The organism is Bartonella sp. AD24XZML (genome assembly GCF_042196485.1).
GTDB lineage: Bacteria > Pseudomonadota > Alphaproteobacteria > Rhizobiales > Rhizobiaceae > Bartonella.
Genome location: NZ_JBHIQH010000052.1, coordinates 48,723 through 63,138, shown reverse-complemented (window position 1 = coordinate 63,138; position 14,416 = coordinate 48,723). Strand labels below are relative to the sequence as shown.

Below are 14,416 nucleotides of genomic sequence, written 5' to 3'. Positions count from 1 at the left end.
ACGCTCAGTCTTTAACCACTAAAACGGAACGCCCACGATACATTCCCGTTTTCAAATCAATGTGATGAGGACGACGTAATTCACCAGAATTTTTATCTTCAATATAAGTCGGCGCCTTCAGAGCATCAGCCGAACGGCGCATGCCCCTCTTCGCTGGAGAGGTTTTTCGTTTAGGTACAGCCATAAAAAGACACTCCAAATCCATTAAAACAGAAAAAGCAATGTCAAAAATGACAATGCTTCATTTAAAACACCATAAAATTTGAGGATATTATACACTGATAAAAAAGAAGAGGCAATGTCAAAATGATCCTCCTCTTACCAAAAATGACCTTCCTGTTATCAAAAATGGTGTCACAATAATCAAATGAATATCAAAAACACTGCAAAATTTAAGAATTTTATACACCAATGAAAGCTTTTTTATAAGCCCTTCATTCAATTTTTATTTGGTTTAAAAAGGGATTTGCGCATACAGTAGAGATACGGATAAAAAGAGAAGTTGATTTTTAATAAAAAACGACGCCAATTTATGAAAACAAGAAAAAGCGACAACCTTTCTCTTTAAACTTCATAATTTCATTTTTGTAAAAACAAAGGAAGCAAGAATGCACGAATTTACCACCCTTCTTGCAAAACATAGAGACACCGTTGAAAAACGGCTTGATACCCTGTTAAGTGATCAAATCCAAAATGGTGAAATTTCACGCCCTAAAAACTTAATCAAAGCCATGCGCTATGGTGTGCTGAACGGTGGAAAACGCTTGCGTTCTTTTCTTGTAATTCAAAGTGCTGCACTTTTTGACGTCCCTGTAGAACATTCTCTTGATGTTGCATGTGCCTTAGAATGTATCCATTGTTATTCGCTCATTCATGATGATCTTCCCGCTATGGATAACGATATACTCCGGCGTGGAAAACCCACTGTCCATGTAGCATTTGATGAAGCAACAGCAATTCTAGCAGGCAATGCCCTCTTAACATTTGCCTTTGAAATCATTGCCCATAAAGCTAGTAATCTATCTACAGATATTAGAATCAAGCTGATCACGTCTCTTGCACAATCGGCAGGACTTGGCGGTATGTTAGGTGGACAAATGCTGGACCTTGAAGCTGAAAAAAGACCGCAAGAAAGTACTGACATCATCACTCTACAACACATGAAAACAGCAGCCCTGATAAGCTTTGCTTGCCAAGCAGGTGCCATCATTGGCAATGCATCTAAAGAATTAACCGAAAAGCTTACTGATTTTGGTACCTATCTTGGTTTAGCCTTTCAATTAACCGATGACCTTCTTGATGTCACCGCCAACACGCAAACCCTAGGAAAAACGGCTGGGAAAGATGAAACGGCACAAAAAGCCACTTTTGTTCATCTTTACGGCATTAAAGAAACCCAAAAAAAGCGAGATATACTCATCAGTAAAGCAGAAGCATTCTTACATCCTTTTGGCGCTAAAGCACTCCCCCTCCAACAAGCAGCACACTTTAGTGCAATACGCCAAAATTAAACTTCATCCACCCTATTGTACATAGTGTACACCGTCATATTTATTGAATGCATAATAGACTTTTCCAAGAAACGTTACTATTAATCTCCATTATAGTCCTTATCATGAAATGGGTACGACAAATCTTGAGAGGAATTTCATTAAAACAAGCCGCGTGAATTTATAACACAAATGCATTCTGGGTATCCTATTTTGCATGAAAAATGCCTTCCATTAAAGACTAAAAGAAACAAAATGTGAAAATGCGTAATCATCATGTTTTAAAAGATATTACAGTGGATGCTTTAAAGCCGATTCCACACATGCGATTCACTTAAACTAAAGACGCGATAAGCAAGACTTAAGAATATTCACCATGTACTTCTTAAAATACTTAATGTATCAAACAGGATACCTTCACCACCCCTCAAATGACAGTATGTTACGGCATAACAGGATAAATAAAGCCATTAATTTCAATAGAACGAAAGACCAAAGCAGTATTATTACTGATCTCTCTTTTCTTAAGCTGGAAAGATATAACACATTGATTTATAATCATAATTCTCGGTTGTTCAACTTGAATAAGAACCCTGAATACCGTAAGATTCTTTCATTTCAAATCTGTGTATATTGAATCAATAAAAATCACTTGCTTGCACCTCAAAAACAGAGAGAGCCGCGTAGGGCAAAACATCAAAGAAAAGACTAAAAAAATGCCTCTTATGAACCGTCTTAAAAGCCAAGGGCTGTCGCAACATTAGGGGCTAGCAAAGTGAATGATTGTGTCGGCGTGCTCCTTCAAAAGCAGAAACATTTTTATTTACAAAAGTGTGTAATAACTTCAATTTAATAATAATCATGATCACTGTAGAACTTTAATTCATCACGCTCTTTATCTCGTTTATTCAATTCATCACACAAACAGAGAATTGATAAGATTAAACAGAGAATGATCTTTGCAACAGAAAGATAAAAAAGTCCTTATTATTATATATAATAGCGCAATCTAATTTGTGATAAGTCGTTTTTTCAATCCAAGTGCAAATTTCCTCCTTTAAGTGCAATTTTCTTATTAAGATGAAAAGCATCATTGTAAGTGAACCTATGCCTGTTGCCAAAGCTGGAAAATATGTCCACCTTTTGAAGCCATAATAAAAAAACAAGCAACATGGCCAAGAAAATGCCGCAATTATCAAGAGTATTATAGCCATTTAATACCCTTCGAGAGAATTTTTCTCATTACCCATTCAATATCATTTGTAAATTCCTCTTGGTTTCATCATATCATATATCGTGTGGAGTTCTCTGCAAAAACGCGCTATTTGTTTAGTATTGTCATCATGACCAGCTCTCATACTAGACACAAGGTCAATAATTTGTGTTGTTGGGCTAATACCATTTCCACTTGAAGAATTAAGAAATTTTTTCGCATAATCAATCATGGGGTCGGTAGAATTCATAGACATATTATAAGCCCAGATAAAATCGCTTTCTCTCCAATTATAGTCATAACGCAAACTGCTTATGACATTGGGTAGCATTGCCCATGACATCTCCTCATTATAATCACTGCGTAATAAATTAACAAAGCGTCCACATAAAACAATAAGTATGTGTCGATGCCATATAATATCAAATTTGGGCGCTATATTTTGATAACCACGGCTATAGACGAAATTTCTTGCTTGTTCCTGCTTTTGAAAATGTTCAAAAGCCTCGTATTTTTCACTTATATATTCTTCGTAAAGTTTATTGTACTGCTCTAAACTATCTACACGCGTACATCCCAACAATACCAATACAGAAAAAAGAGTTATAAATGTTACAACACACGTTATGGATAACGATTTCATCGCTTTACCTTTATAATAACCATAATTTGTACGGCTTAACAGATTCCTATCAAATATATCAATATGTGCTGGTTTCTTGTGGCTTATTTGTAGCAAATTGTACTCAACAATATTTCTGTACTTGGTTTTATTCCCTCTCAAAGAGGGGGGATGTCATTCAAAGTTTCCATAGATAAGTTTATTATCTGGATCAGAAATTTTCTAACATCAGAAAATACAGAGCTAACACCACAATCAAAGAGAAAATACTCAAAAATGAGAATGTACAACGTAAAAAATTATCTCAACAAGATAATTGATATTTTAAAGAAAACAGCAATAAAACGCGTTAAATATATCAACAATAAAATCAGTCATGAGGAAAGCCTATTTGAACAGGCTATAAATTGTCCGACTGCTTAAATTAGCTCTAATGAGATAAAGTGTTACCAGTAAGGAACCAATGAAAATGAGAAAACTGCTCCATCACCATTCCTTAATAAGTATATAATCCGGCACAATCATGTTCTTTATCAGCGTCCAATCTTGTCAGCAACCCTTTGTGTAATATTCATGAGCAGCATTTTTATTTCTTTTGTAATGATTGTTATGCCATTTTAATGATTATTATGCCAAGCCCACTTATAACGTACAAGCAGATGACTTTGATTGCTTCAACATACATAGATTTTAAATAAGAATAACTGACACTATTCAGCTTTCTCATTCAACATGCAAAAACAACGATGCGCCTTAATAAATCAAAGCTTTGCCCCACTATGAAACCCTATAAAACACGTATCGTAATAAGTTAATATTTTCACTGAACTTTTTTGAGAGTTCCTTCTAAAAAAAGTACTGCCAACAAGTAAATCAATAAATAAATAGCAAAAATATAAACGAGTGAGAAAAAGCCAAATATATTGACCATATACGCACTCATGTAAAAAAATACCAATAAGCTAAATCTCCCAACGGTTGACAAGAAAGATTCATATGTAGCCCTGAAATGATCACTAATACTATCATGCAAAACAACTTCTACACGAAGATATGTATATTTAATGAGATAAAAAATCATACAAACTAAAATGACAGCCATTTCTTTTCTTGGTTCAAAGAAAGCAACGGTAAAAATCAGTGAAGCAGAAAGAAACAACAGTAAAATAAAGTTCATTCTTTCACTTAGTTTTGTAAAGAGAAAACTAGCCAAAAGCTGAGAGAACAATATCAGCGAAAATGTCACACCAAGATCAAAATAAGTGACATTAATATGATGATCTTTAAATATCCACTGCCAATACTGCGAGAATATATTGAAAAAGATCAATGAAAAATAAAAGCATAAAGAAATATAAGGAACTTTAATAAAAATAGACAACATCTCCTTAGCTTCACAAATGAGAGAATTCGCTTTATTTGGTTTTTTCTCCCCCTTCAAGTCATCAAGAAAAAACAAACCAAAGAGTGCTGTCATCAACATTAAAAACGCCGCGATATACCATATATATTGGCTCGAATAATCAGCAAAATAAGCACCGATCAAACTGAATATAAACATGCCGATGTAATTATATTGAGAGCTCGCTCCCAGCACTTTTTTAGTCGATGTCACTTTTGCTTTTGCATATTGAACAAGTAAAGCATTATAAGCCCCCGCAATCAATGTCAGCGATAAGGCATTAAAAGATTCTGCCAAAAGAAAACCATAAAAGCTTGTAGAAAATCCCATGAGAAAGAGCCATGTAGCAGCAAAAGCCGCTGCCAAAACGATCGATATTTTATAACTTTTTCGATCAGCAAAATATCCCAGAGGAATATCTGTAACCATCATAATAAAAGCCTGAAACGACTTAATGATCCCAATATCAATAAGTGTTAAGCCTTTTTCAAGCATATAAAAGACAATAAAGGCGCCGGTTAAAATCCTTATACCGTTAAATAAAAAGCCAAACGCTAATATACTTGTCATGCACTCCCCCAATAACGCCAAAAAAGGCACCCGTATACATCATTTTATATCAATATAAAAGCTTACATTTTACGACAAATAGGGCTATAACCGCTATAAGGATCTTCAGTCCTATCAATTTTATAGCTGGAAAATACCGAAACAATGAATGAACAATGTTCTTTCTATAATTTGATATTTGAAGAATCCGTTAAATATTTTACTGTCTCAAGAGCAGCCAAAAAACCAGCAACAACATTTACGGATCTATTAAAGTATTCATATCGTTTTGCTTAATAGTCTTAACACACTCAAACTCATTAATATCTTTCATAAGCTTCTGATTCTAAAACAGGCATATCATCTGGTTTTACCTAAAATAATAAGTAACCAACAACAGTATTGACCATAGCTAAAGCAGCATACAACAGCACCCTCTTCACATTGAAGACAGCTTGTTTAAAAAAACGACACACCATTTTTACTTCAACCTTATGCGATTTTACCTCAACCTTGCCCAAAGCGTGTATGAATATAATCACTCAAAAGTGCTTCAAATTCTTCAGCAATGTGATCACCCCGCAAAGTTTTTACCTTTTGTCCCTCAATAAAAACAGGTGCCGCAGGACTTTCCCCCACTCCAGGCAAAGAGATTCCAATATCCGCATGCTTTGATTCCCCCGGTCCATTGACGATACATCCCATCACAGCAACCTTCAAACTTTCAACGCCAGGGTATTTTTCACGCCAAACAGGCATATTTTTGTATAAATCTGCTTCAATTTTTTGTGCCAATTGTTGAAAGACCGTTGAGGTTGTGCGCCCACAACCAGGACAAGCCGCAACCACAGGCAAAAATTGCCGAAACCCCATCACTTGCAAAAGTTCTTGCCCCACCTTTACTTCTCGTGTCCGATCACCACCAGGTTTTGGTGTTAAGGAAATTCGTATCGTATCGCCAATCCCTTGCTGTAATAAAATACCCAAAGCCACCGAAGAAGCAACAATGCCCTTTGTTCCCATCCCAGCTTCCGTTAATCCCAAATGAAGAGCATAATCACAACGCGCCGCCAAGGTGGTATAAACAGCAATAAGATCTTGGACATCACTCACTTTAGCAGAAAGAATAATTTTATCACGCCCCAACCCTAACTCTTCTGCTAAAGTAGCCGAAAGCAAAGCCGACTGCACAACAGTTTCCCGCATCACTTCAGCAACCGATAAAGGATTTTCTTGCTGTGCATTTTCATTCATAAGCCGTGTTAACAACGCATTATCAAGAGAGCCCCAATTCACGCCAATACGAATAGGTTTATGATACCGACAAGCAATCTCAATAATTTCTGCAAATTGACGATCTTTTTTTGCGCCAAAACCTACATTTCCAGGATTGATGCGATATTTTGCAAGCGCTTCAGCACACGCAGGATGCTCAGATAAAAGCTTATGACCAATATAATGAAAATCCCCAACCAATGGTACAAAAAATCCTAACCTCTCCAATCGCTCCCGTATTTTTGGTACAGCCGCCGCCGCTTCATCGCGATCAACAGTAATTCGAACCAATTGTGAGCCAGCTTGCCAAAGAGCAGCTACTTGAGAAACAGTTGCATCAACATCAGCGGTATCTGTATTGGTCATCGACTGTACAACTATCGGGCTCTGCCCCCCAATGATCACATCACCAACAGCAACACCAACAGATCGACGACGCTCAAGTGGTTTAGATAAAAAATAGGTCGTACTCATCAAGTCCTCAAATTTTTAAAACCTGCGCTATCAATCATTATTTACATTGATTTCCTCCGCGCTTCAAAGGACGAAAATTACACCGCCCACCAATCTTAACAGATTGCTCTCAAAAGGTTCTACCTACTAACACTGATGCAATACAACTCATAGGTGGATTCATTCTATAGACGTACCGGATAAGTTCTACTACTTCTGTTCAAGTTTATACTTCTACACTTGGTTGCTTCAAAAAGAAACTGAAACAAAACAGAGACAATACTGTATTTTTAAGTTGCATTCCGATACCTGACATTAATGTCATCACAAAACAGTGTTTTACAACACAACAAATAACACCCATCAAAGCGCCATTTTTAAAAATGCATGAAAGACATCGCCAAATTAATCCAACATATTGATTTATAATAATCTATTTTTTACAAATTTGAATGGAAAACCCAAATATCATAAGATTTCCTCATTTTAAATCTTCTTAATTGAATCAATCAATACCACTTCCCTACAGCCACAAGAGAATAGGTAGATAAAAACTCCTTATAAACTATTTCAAGTGCCAAAAGCTATCCCAACACTTTAAACAAACAAAAAAATGAAGACATCGCCCACCATTTTTATGAATGAATCTTACACCATTTTGTAAAAATTTTTACCTTACATCCTTAACAAACACCATCACGAAATGAACTCGAGTACATTAAGAAATGCCTCATTAAACCCAAACTCTTAACTCTCATCTCACCCACGCACGGCATTATCAATGCAACCTTTCAATTTTCAAGCCGTTATAGCAAAACCCCAAACACAATTCCAACTGTCACACAACAATTTAACACATGAAGGAGTCAATAAATGTGTCTATTTTCACCCCATAGAAAAAATGCTAAAATTAAAAAACGTATAGCACAATTAAAAAGAGAGCTGGTCCCCGTAAATCATTGGAGTTTTCAAAATGATAGCTTTGAAAACATTTCTGAGCTGTTTAATACATGGAAACAAAAAGGCCGTCACGCACTTTATCACCTCAACGAACATGCTACAGAATTAAAGAAAAAAGCGAAAGAAAATCCTAAAAAAACCCTCGCATTAGCAGCAGGAGTCGTTTTAGTAAGCTTCTTGCTGATCCGTAAAAATTAATAACACAACCAATAACCTTCCCTTTTAATGCCCGACTCAAAGCGGGCATTTTTTATGGTTTACAAAATATAAACTTTACGTCTTCCTCCTAACTTTATGCCCTCTCCCAACAGGATAAGTTTCCCACCTATCCGAGCAGTCTATAATCCAGTTTTTTATCTGGCATCCCCCACCCCCATCTTCCAAACATGCGGTGACACCACACCTCAAAGGACAGTGTTGTGCAAAACCACAGGCAAAGCTTCCAATACTCCATCCCCCTACTGAGTTAGTTCAAAAGAAATGGAAGTGAGTAAAGATGCATGCGCTTTAATATTCTAAAGAACATTATTTTACATCATGACATAAAAGTATAAGAAGCCTAAGAGCTTTAAAACATGTAGTATAGCAAACCAAACGAAATCTTCCAACGTAAACAACCACTTGCTATAAGTAAATGACGCAAAAATTAAACTGAAAAAACCCAAAATTTCATCCTCCAGAATCGACTCGCTGCGAAGTATCTACATAGGTAACCACGGACATGCCAGGAATGAGTTTTTCAATCCCTTCCTGCCCAGGATCTAAAGCAATCCGTACTGAAATACGTTGCGCAATTTTGATAAAATTACCAATTGTCGTATCCGTTTTTAACAATGAAAATTCTGAGCCTGTAGCAGGTGCAAAACGAACCACACGCCCTGTTAACTTTTTGTTGTTCAATGCATCAACAGAAAAAACAACCGGTTGTCCCACACGCATCTGAGAAAGTTGCGTTTCCTTATAATTAGCAATAATCCAAATATCATCAGAAATAACAGAGACCAATTGTGTCCCCGGCATAACATATTGCCCTACCCTAGCGCCAACCAATCCAACATAGCCTGTTCTAGGAGATAAAATCTTTGTATGATCGAGATTAAGTTTTGCCAACTCAACACTCACCTTCGCTCCCGAAACTTCTGACTGTAAACTTTGCCGTTCAAGATTTAATTGTTTTTGCAATTGTCGTTTTGTTTCTAGGGCTGCCAAGAGTTGTGAAAGAGGGCGAGAAACAGAAACTGCCGCATCACCAAAGCCTAACTTTTTACTATCAGAAACAACATTAGAGAATGCTCGTGAACGCGCTAATTCCGCTTCTGCAGCATTAACTTCTCCCTGTAAAATCTGAGCTTGCAATTCAATACTTGCCAGTTTTGCATTTTTTGAATCGAGAACAGCCTGTGCCCGTGCAAGCTGCTGACGAAAAAGAGAATCATCAAGCTCAAAGAGTAGCATTCCTTTTTCAACACGTTGATAATCTTGCACATAAATCCGTGCAATCACCCCAGAGATCTGTGAACTCACCAGAGTAACATTACCCTTAATGGAAGCATTATCCGTTATTTGAATGTTATTTACAAAAGGAGGAAGTCTCCAAGCCCACAAAATTAGCAAAACACCCGTAATGCCCGATAGGAATGCAACAATCGTAGCTTTTGACCGTAATGCTTTTATCATTTTTTGCACCCCTCTTCTATAACATCACTCTACTTTTCTAACGCACGCAAAGAGCATGACTTAACAACCATTGTAACAAGAAAAACAACGAATACAGCCATTGAAATATAAAAATAAAGCCGAAAAACGTCATCATAAGCAAAAATATTTGCTGTTAACTTAAATTTCTCTATCAACAGAGAAGTCGCCTGCTCACTTCCAAAGCCATGGGGAACAGAAGCACCATAAGAAGGCGAAAATAAAGTATTTATCTCACCAGAAATAAGCGGATCCGTCACAACAATATTTTGTGTTAAAGACTCAAAGTTCTTATGAGCAAAATAAAACTGTAGAGTGCCAAAAAAAGCCGATCCCATCAATCCCCCTGTCACTTGCGTTAGCAAAAAAACAGCAATAAAACTCAAAACATAACGCGGCCCTCGCTCACCAGCAATCACAAACCCTTTGAAAAGAGCAGGAGGCAAAAAAAGTGCATAACTAAAACTCACCAATCCTTGGCTCAACATCATATCTTGCGGACGCGTTAAATGATTGACACGACTATCTAAATAAGCGCCAAGTGCCAAACAACCCAAAGATAACAAATAAAAATAATCTTCACGCCCCGTCCGTAAAAAAAAGACACAAACAGCCCCCCCTAACAGAATCCCTAATGTCACCGCAAGATACATGGGCGCCATTTCACGATTGAGCAAACCAAAAAGATTAAAAAAACCGACGGGCAAATTGGATCGTTCCAACAAAAAAACATGAAAAATCAATAAAATAAAAACAGATTGTATCATTTCTTTACTGAAAATCCAACGGAGATCAATCAACGGTTTTTCTCTATTAAGCTCAATAATAATAGCAACAGCCAAAGAGAAAATAGCAAGTGCGAGCCCCCAACCAATCCATGGCGCTTCATACCACCAATACAATATACCAACAGACATGATCACAGCATTTAATCCAAGACCAAGAGCAATCAAACCATAGCTTATCCAATCTAATTTTTGAATAACCTTACTACGCACAACAGGAGTAAGAGGTAAAGTATAGATACAGACCAAGCTGATAAGAACCAACCCCATTTCCAGAGCGGAAAGGCTGGAAAAACCACCATTTTCCAGCAAATCAGGAGAAATCAAACGTGATAAAGGTGCTGCTAAAGCTGCATTCATATAATTCAAACTCAGAGCAACAGTAAACTTCTTTGCTGGAGCAAAAGCCTCCATCATATAAAGCAGCGCAAGCGAAGCCAAAGGTGCAGCAGCAATCCCAGCAAAAAAGCGAATAATTAGCGCAGAACGCAAATCCGTAACAAAGAGCTGCAACACACAAACCAAAACAAAGCCAAGGATTGACAGTTCAGCAAAAGCGCGCAGCCCAAATTGATAGCGGATTTTGATCAACATAATCGCTACACTCACATTTGGCGCCATATAAGCCGCTACCAGCCATGTCGTCTCGGCCAAAGTTGCATGAAAATCACCCGTAAGATGGACAATGTTAGACTGGACAATATTAGCCCCTAAACCATAAGCCCATTGCAAAATAAGAGAAGCAAAAATATAAACAAAGCACTTTGGCAAAGGTCCCGCAAAGACACGACCAGGATGAGGAAAAGGTTTTGCACTCCTTTTAGCAGACACAACCGTACTCTTTTTTCCGCTCATGTCATCTTTTCCTGTATACTCTGCTACGCTTCTATCAACACAGCACCATCAGCTGACAACTGCTGGAAAAAAGCCTCTATTTTATGATTGTCCTCATCACTTGTCCCTCCTTCTAACGTCGCTTGAATCTGCAAAATCTGCTGTTCTAATACATCAAAAGAAAGATTCTCTACAGCCACAACGTGCTCTACCAATAAAGAGCAACCTGAAAAGGTAATATTTGCAACACCCCCGCATACAACAAATAATTTTTCACCCAAAGAGGTACGAACACGAACACTGCCCAACACAATACTTGCCACCAATGGCGCATGATGCGCCATAACTGTCAAATAACCTGAGGCTGAAGGAAGAACAACAGACACTACCTGCTCTGAAAACACAATTTTTTCAGGCGATACAAGCTCAAATAAAAAATGCTCTTCTCTATTGTCTTCCACAAAAGTCTCCACAATACCCGATATAAGGACTCTCCGTTTTCTCCAACGACTCGTCCTTTTTAACGAAAAATACCCATGACAGTTTTCTCTTGAATAAGAAGCTTCTTACTAAGAAGCCTCTGCCATGAGACGCTTTCCTTTTTCAAGTGCTTCATCAATCGAACCAACCATATAAAAAGCAGCTTCTGGCAAATCATCGTAATCGCCAGCACAAAGCCCCTTAAAGCCTTTGATTGTCTCTTCCAAAGGAACGAGTTTCCCCGGCGAACCAGTAAAGGCTTCCGCAACATGGAAAGGTTGCGAAAGGAAACGTTCAATTTTACGCGCCCGCCCCACCAGCAATTTGTCATCTTCAGAAAGTTCATCCATTCCAAGAATAGCAATAATATCCTGAAGCGCTCTATAACGTTGTAAAATGGTTTGCACTTGACAAGCAACAGTGTAATGCTCTTCCCCCACAATCAATGGATCCAACATACGCGAGAAAGAGTCAAGCGGATCAACCGCTGGATAAATCCCCTTTTCCGCAATAGAGCGCGAAAGAACAGTTGTTGCATCCAAATGAGCAAAAGACGCTGCCGGCGCCGGATCCGTCAAGTCATCTGCCGGAACATAAATTGCCTGAACGGAAGTAATAGAGCCTGTTTTTGTACTGGTAATACGTTCTTGCAACGCCCCCATATCCGTTGCCAAGGTAGGCTGATACCCAACAGCAGAAGGAATACGCCCTAAAAGAGCAGATACCTCAGCTCCTGCTTGCGTGAAACGGAAAATATTATCCACAAAGAAGAGAACATCTTGTCCTTCATCACGGAAACTTTCCGCAATTGTCAATCCTGAAAGAGCCACACGCGCACGCGCTCCTGGTGGTTCATTCATTTGCCCGTAAACAAGGGCACACTTTGACCCTTCCGTTGAACCATTATTCTCTTTTGGATTCACATTCACGCGGCTTTCGATCATTTCATAATAAAGATCATTTCCTTCACGTGTACGTTCTCCCACACCAGCAAATACAGAATAGCCACCATGTGCCTTTGCAATATTGTTTATAAGCTCCATAATGAGAACGGTTTTTCCAACACCAGCACCACCAAACAAGCCAATTTTACCCCCTTTAGAATAAGGGGCTAACAAATCGACGACTTTAATACCGGTTACGAGAATTTCCGAAACAGTCGATTGCTCAACATATTCAGGTGCCTCTTGGTGAATAGAACGTGTTTTGGTTGAAGCGATTGGTCCCACATTATCCACCGGTTCCCCAATCACATTCATAATACGTCCCAACGTTGCTTCTCCTACAGGAACGCTAATTTGTGTGCCTGTATCCACAACCTTTTGGCCCCGCATCAAACCATCAGTCGTATCCATAGCAATCGTACGCACGGTATTTTCACCCAAATGCTGCGCAACTTCTAATACCAAGCGATTGCCTAAATTCTCTGTTTCCAAAGCGTTGAGAATATTTGGCAATTCACCTTCAAATTGCACATCAACGACAGCACCAATAATCTGCTTGATTTCACCAACAGCGCCTTTTGCACGCTCTTCTTTTTTTGCGGATGTATCTTTTTTTACAGGTGTATCTTTAGCTGCATCACACTCAGGTACAGAGGAAGCCTTTACATCCACTTGAGATTTCGAAGCGGCTTTTTTCACGCCGGAACGAGCAGCTGGTTTCTTTTTTTCACCTTTTTCTGTTCCTTTGCTTGAGGTTACTGCTTTTACCATCAATCCTTACCTTCTCCATTTAAAGCGCTTCAGCGCCCGCAATAATTTCGATCAATTCTGTCGTAATCTGTGCTTGACGTTGACGATTATAAGCCACCGTCAATTTACTAATCATTTCACCCGCATTGCGCGATGCATTATCCATAGCTGTCATCTTGGCGCCCATTTCACCAGCAACATTTTCTAGCAAAGCCCGAAAGATTTGCACCGAAAGATTACGTGGTACAAGGGCCTCTAAAAGAGACGCAGCATCAGGTTCATATTCATAAACAATCGATTGTGAACCTTTGTTATGATCGGTTTGCTCCACAACATCTATTGCCCCAACAGCTGCTTTTGGAGCAACCATTGGAATCAAATCCAAAGCTGTTGGACGCTGATTAATTACGGAAACAAATTCAGAATAAAACAGCGTACAAACATCAAAAGCACCTTCATTGAATAAATCAACAATCGGTTGACTAATCATCACTGCCTCTGCAAAACCAATTCGCTTTACAGCATGCAAATCGATATGATCAATTATCAAGCCTTTGTAATCACGCGATAAAATATCCGCGCCTTTTTTACCCACAGTGATAATTTTTACTATTTTATCAGCCGCCAACAATGCCTTAATCTGTTCACGTGCACGACGAGCAATTTGCACGTTAAAAGCACCACACAAACCGCGCTCAGCAGTACACACCACCAAAAGATGCACATCATCGCGCCCCGTACCACGCATAAGAGTAGGCGCATCAACACCATCTACATCAGCAGCAACACTGGTCAAAATATCAGCCATTCTCTTCGCATAAGGACGTGCAGACTGCGCTGCCTCTTGAGCACGATGCAACCTCGCCGCTGCAACCATTTGCATAGCTTTGGTAATCTTTTGTGTTGCTTTAACCGAAGCGATACGGTCTCTAAGATCTTTTAGTGAAGCCATTCAAGCATTCCA

The 14,416-nt window shown here is 38.5% G+C and carries 11 protein-coding genes; 2 read left to right on the top strand and 9 right to left on the bottom strand.

Going from position 1 to position 14,416, the window contains the following annotated elements; translation table 11 throughout:
• Positions 1 to 4: 4 nt before the first annotated feature.
• A complete protein-coding gene (gene rpmF / locus ACFIMX_RS04835) occupies positions 5 to 184 on the bottom strand; it encodes a 50S ribosomal protein L32 (RefSeq protein ID WP_005774555.1) in 180 nt (59 codons plus the stop codon).
• Between the two features lie 424 nt (positions 185 to 608).
• Here rpmF and ACFIMX_RS04830 point away from each other — a divergent pair, with 424 nt between their 5' ends.
• Complete coding sequence (locus ACFIMX_RS04830; RefSeq protein ID WP_375694098.1) at positions 609 to 1,511, top strand: polyprenyl synthetase family protein; 903 nt, start codon at positions 609 to 611, stop codon at positions 1,509 to 1,511.
• A 1,235-nt stretch (positions 1,512 to 2,746) separates the two neighbouring features.
• Here the strand turns inward: ACFIMX_RS04830 and ACFIMX_RS04825 are convergent.
• From ACFIMX_RS04825 to ispG, 3 genes are all read right to left on the bottom strand, one after another.
• Positions 2,747 to 3,346, bottom strand: coding sequence for a hypothetical protein (locus ACFIMX_RS04825; RefSeq protein WP_375617843.1), 600 nt, complete (start codon positions 3,344 to 3,346; stop codon positions 2,747 to 2,749).
• Positions 3,347 to 4,145: 799 nt separating this feature from the next.
• Positions 4,146 to 5,297, bottom strand: a complete 1,152-nt coding sequence (locus ACFIMX_RS04820) for an MFS transporter (RefSeq protein WP_375640378.1) — start codon at positions 5,295 to 5,297, stop codon at positions 4,146 to 4,148.
• 486 nt (positions 5,298 to 5,783) lie between these two features.
• Positions 5,784 to 7,025 (bottom strand): flavodoxin-dependent (E)-4-hydroxy-3-methylbut-2-enyl-diphosphate synthase, encoded by a 1,242-nt coding sequence (ispG, locus tag ACFIMX_RS04815; protein WP_375617841.1) that lies wholly within the window; start codon positions 7,023 to 7,025, stop codon positions 5,784 to 5,786.
• An 852-nt stretch (positions 7,026 to 7,877) separates the two neighbouring features.
• Between ispG and ACFIMX_RS04810 the strand changes: the two genes are divergently transcribed.
• A complete protein-coding gene (locus ACFIMX_RS04810) occupies positions 7,878 to 8,162 on the top strand; it encodes a hypothetical protein (protein WP_375611728.1) in 285 nt (94 codons plus the stop codon).
• A 471-nt stretch (positions 8,163 to 8,633) separates the two neighbouring features.
• Here ACFIMX_RS04810 and ACFIMX_RS04805 read toward each other — a convergent pair whose 3' ends face one another.
• The 5 genes from ACFIMX_RS04805 to ACFIMX_RS04785 form a co-directional block, all read right to left on the bottom strand.
• On the bottom strand, positions 8,634 to 9,641 hold the full coding sequence (locus tag ACFIMX_RS04805; protein ID WP_375617840.1) for an HlyD family secretion protein: 1,008 nt from the start codon (positions 9,639 to 9,641) through the stop codon (positions 8,634 to 8,636).
• 29 nt (positions 9,642 to 9,670) lie between these two features.
• Positions 9,671 to 11,299 carry an MFS transporter gene (locus ACFIMX_RS04800; protein WP_375617839.1) on the bottom strand — a complete coding sequence of 543 codons (1,629 nt, stop codon included), beginning with the start codon at positions 11,297 to 11,299 and terminating at the stop codon, positions 9,671 to 9,673.
• A gap of 23 nt (positions 11,300 to 11,322) precedes the next feature.
• Positions 11,323 to 11,739 (bottom strand): ATP synthase F1 subunit epsilon, encoded by a 417-nt coding sequence (gene atpC, locus ACFIMX_RS04795; RefSeq protein ID WP_375617838.1) that lies wholly within the window; start codon positions 11,737 to 11,739, stop codon positions 11,323 to 11,325.
• Between the two features lie 108 nt (positions 11,740 to 11,847).
• Positions 11,848 to 13,473, bottom strand: a complete 1,626-nt coding sequence (gene atpD, locus ACFIMX_RS04790) for a F0F1 ATP synthase subunit beta (protein WP_375694097.1) — start codon at positions 13,471 to 13,473, stop codon at positions 11,848 to 11,850.
• 19 nt (positions 13,474 to 13,492) lie between these two features.
• Positions 13,493 to 14,404: a F0F1 ATP synthase subunit gamma gene (locus tag ACFIMX_RS04785; RefSeq protein WP_375640380.1), complete on the bottom strand. Its 912-nt coding sequence runs from the start codon at positions 14,402 to 14,404 to the stop codon at positions 13,493 to 13,495.
• Between the last annotated feature and the right edge of the window lie 12 nt (positions 14,405 to 14,416).

Coding starts and splice junctions, on each gene's coding strand:
- ACFIMX_RS04785 (WP_375640380.1), bottom strand. CDS start 14,404: ATGGCTTCACTAAAAGATCTTAGAGACCGTATCGCTTCGGTTAAAGCA.
- ACFIMX_RS04830 (WP_375694098.1), top strand. CDS start 609: ATGCACGAATTTACCACCCTTCTTGCAAAACATAGAGACACCGTTGAA.
- ACFIMX_RS04820 (WP_375640378.1), bottom strand. CDS start 5,297: ATGACAAGTATATTAGCGTTTGGCTTTTTATTTAACGGTATAAGGATT.
- atpD (WP_375694097.1), bottom strand. CDS start 13,473: ATGGTAAAAGCAGTAACCTCAAGCAAAGGAACAGAAAAAGGTGAAAAA.
- ACFIMX_RS04825 (WP_375617843.1), bottom strand. CDS start 3,346: ATGAAATCGTTATCCATAACGTGTGTTGTAACATTTATAACTCTTTTT.
- ACFIMX_RS04805 (WP_375617840.1), bottom strand. CDS start 9,641: ATGATAAAAGCATTACGGTCAAAAGCTACGATTGTTGCATTCCTATCG.
- ACFIMX_RS04800 (WP_375617839.1), bottom strand. CDS start 11,299: ATGAGCGGAAAAAAGAGTACGGTTGTGTCTGCTAAAAGGAGTGCAAAA.
- ACFIMX_RS04810 (WP_375611728.1), top strand. CDS start 7,878: ATGTGTCTATTTTCACCCCATAGAAAAAATGCTAAAATTAAAAAACGT.
- ispG (WP_375617841.1), bottom strand. CDS start 7,025: ATGAGTACGACCTATTTTTTATCTAAACCACTTGAGCGTCGTCGATCT.
- rpmF (WP_005774555.1), bottom strand. CDS start 184: ATGGCTGTACCTAAACGAAAAACCTCTCCAGCGAAGAGGGGCATGCGC.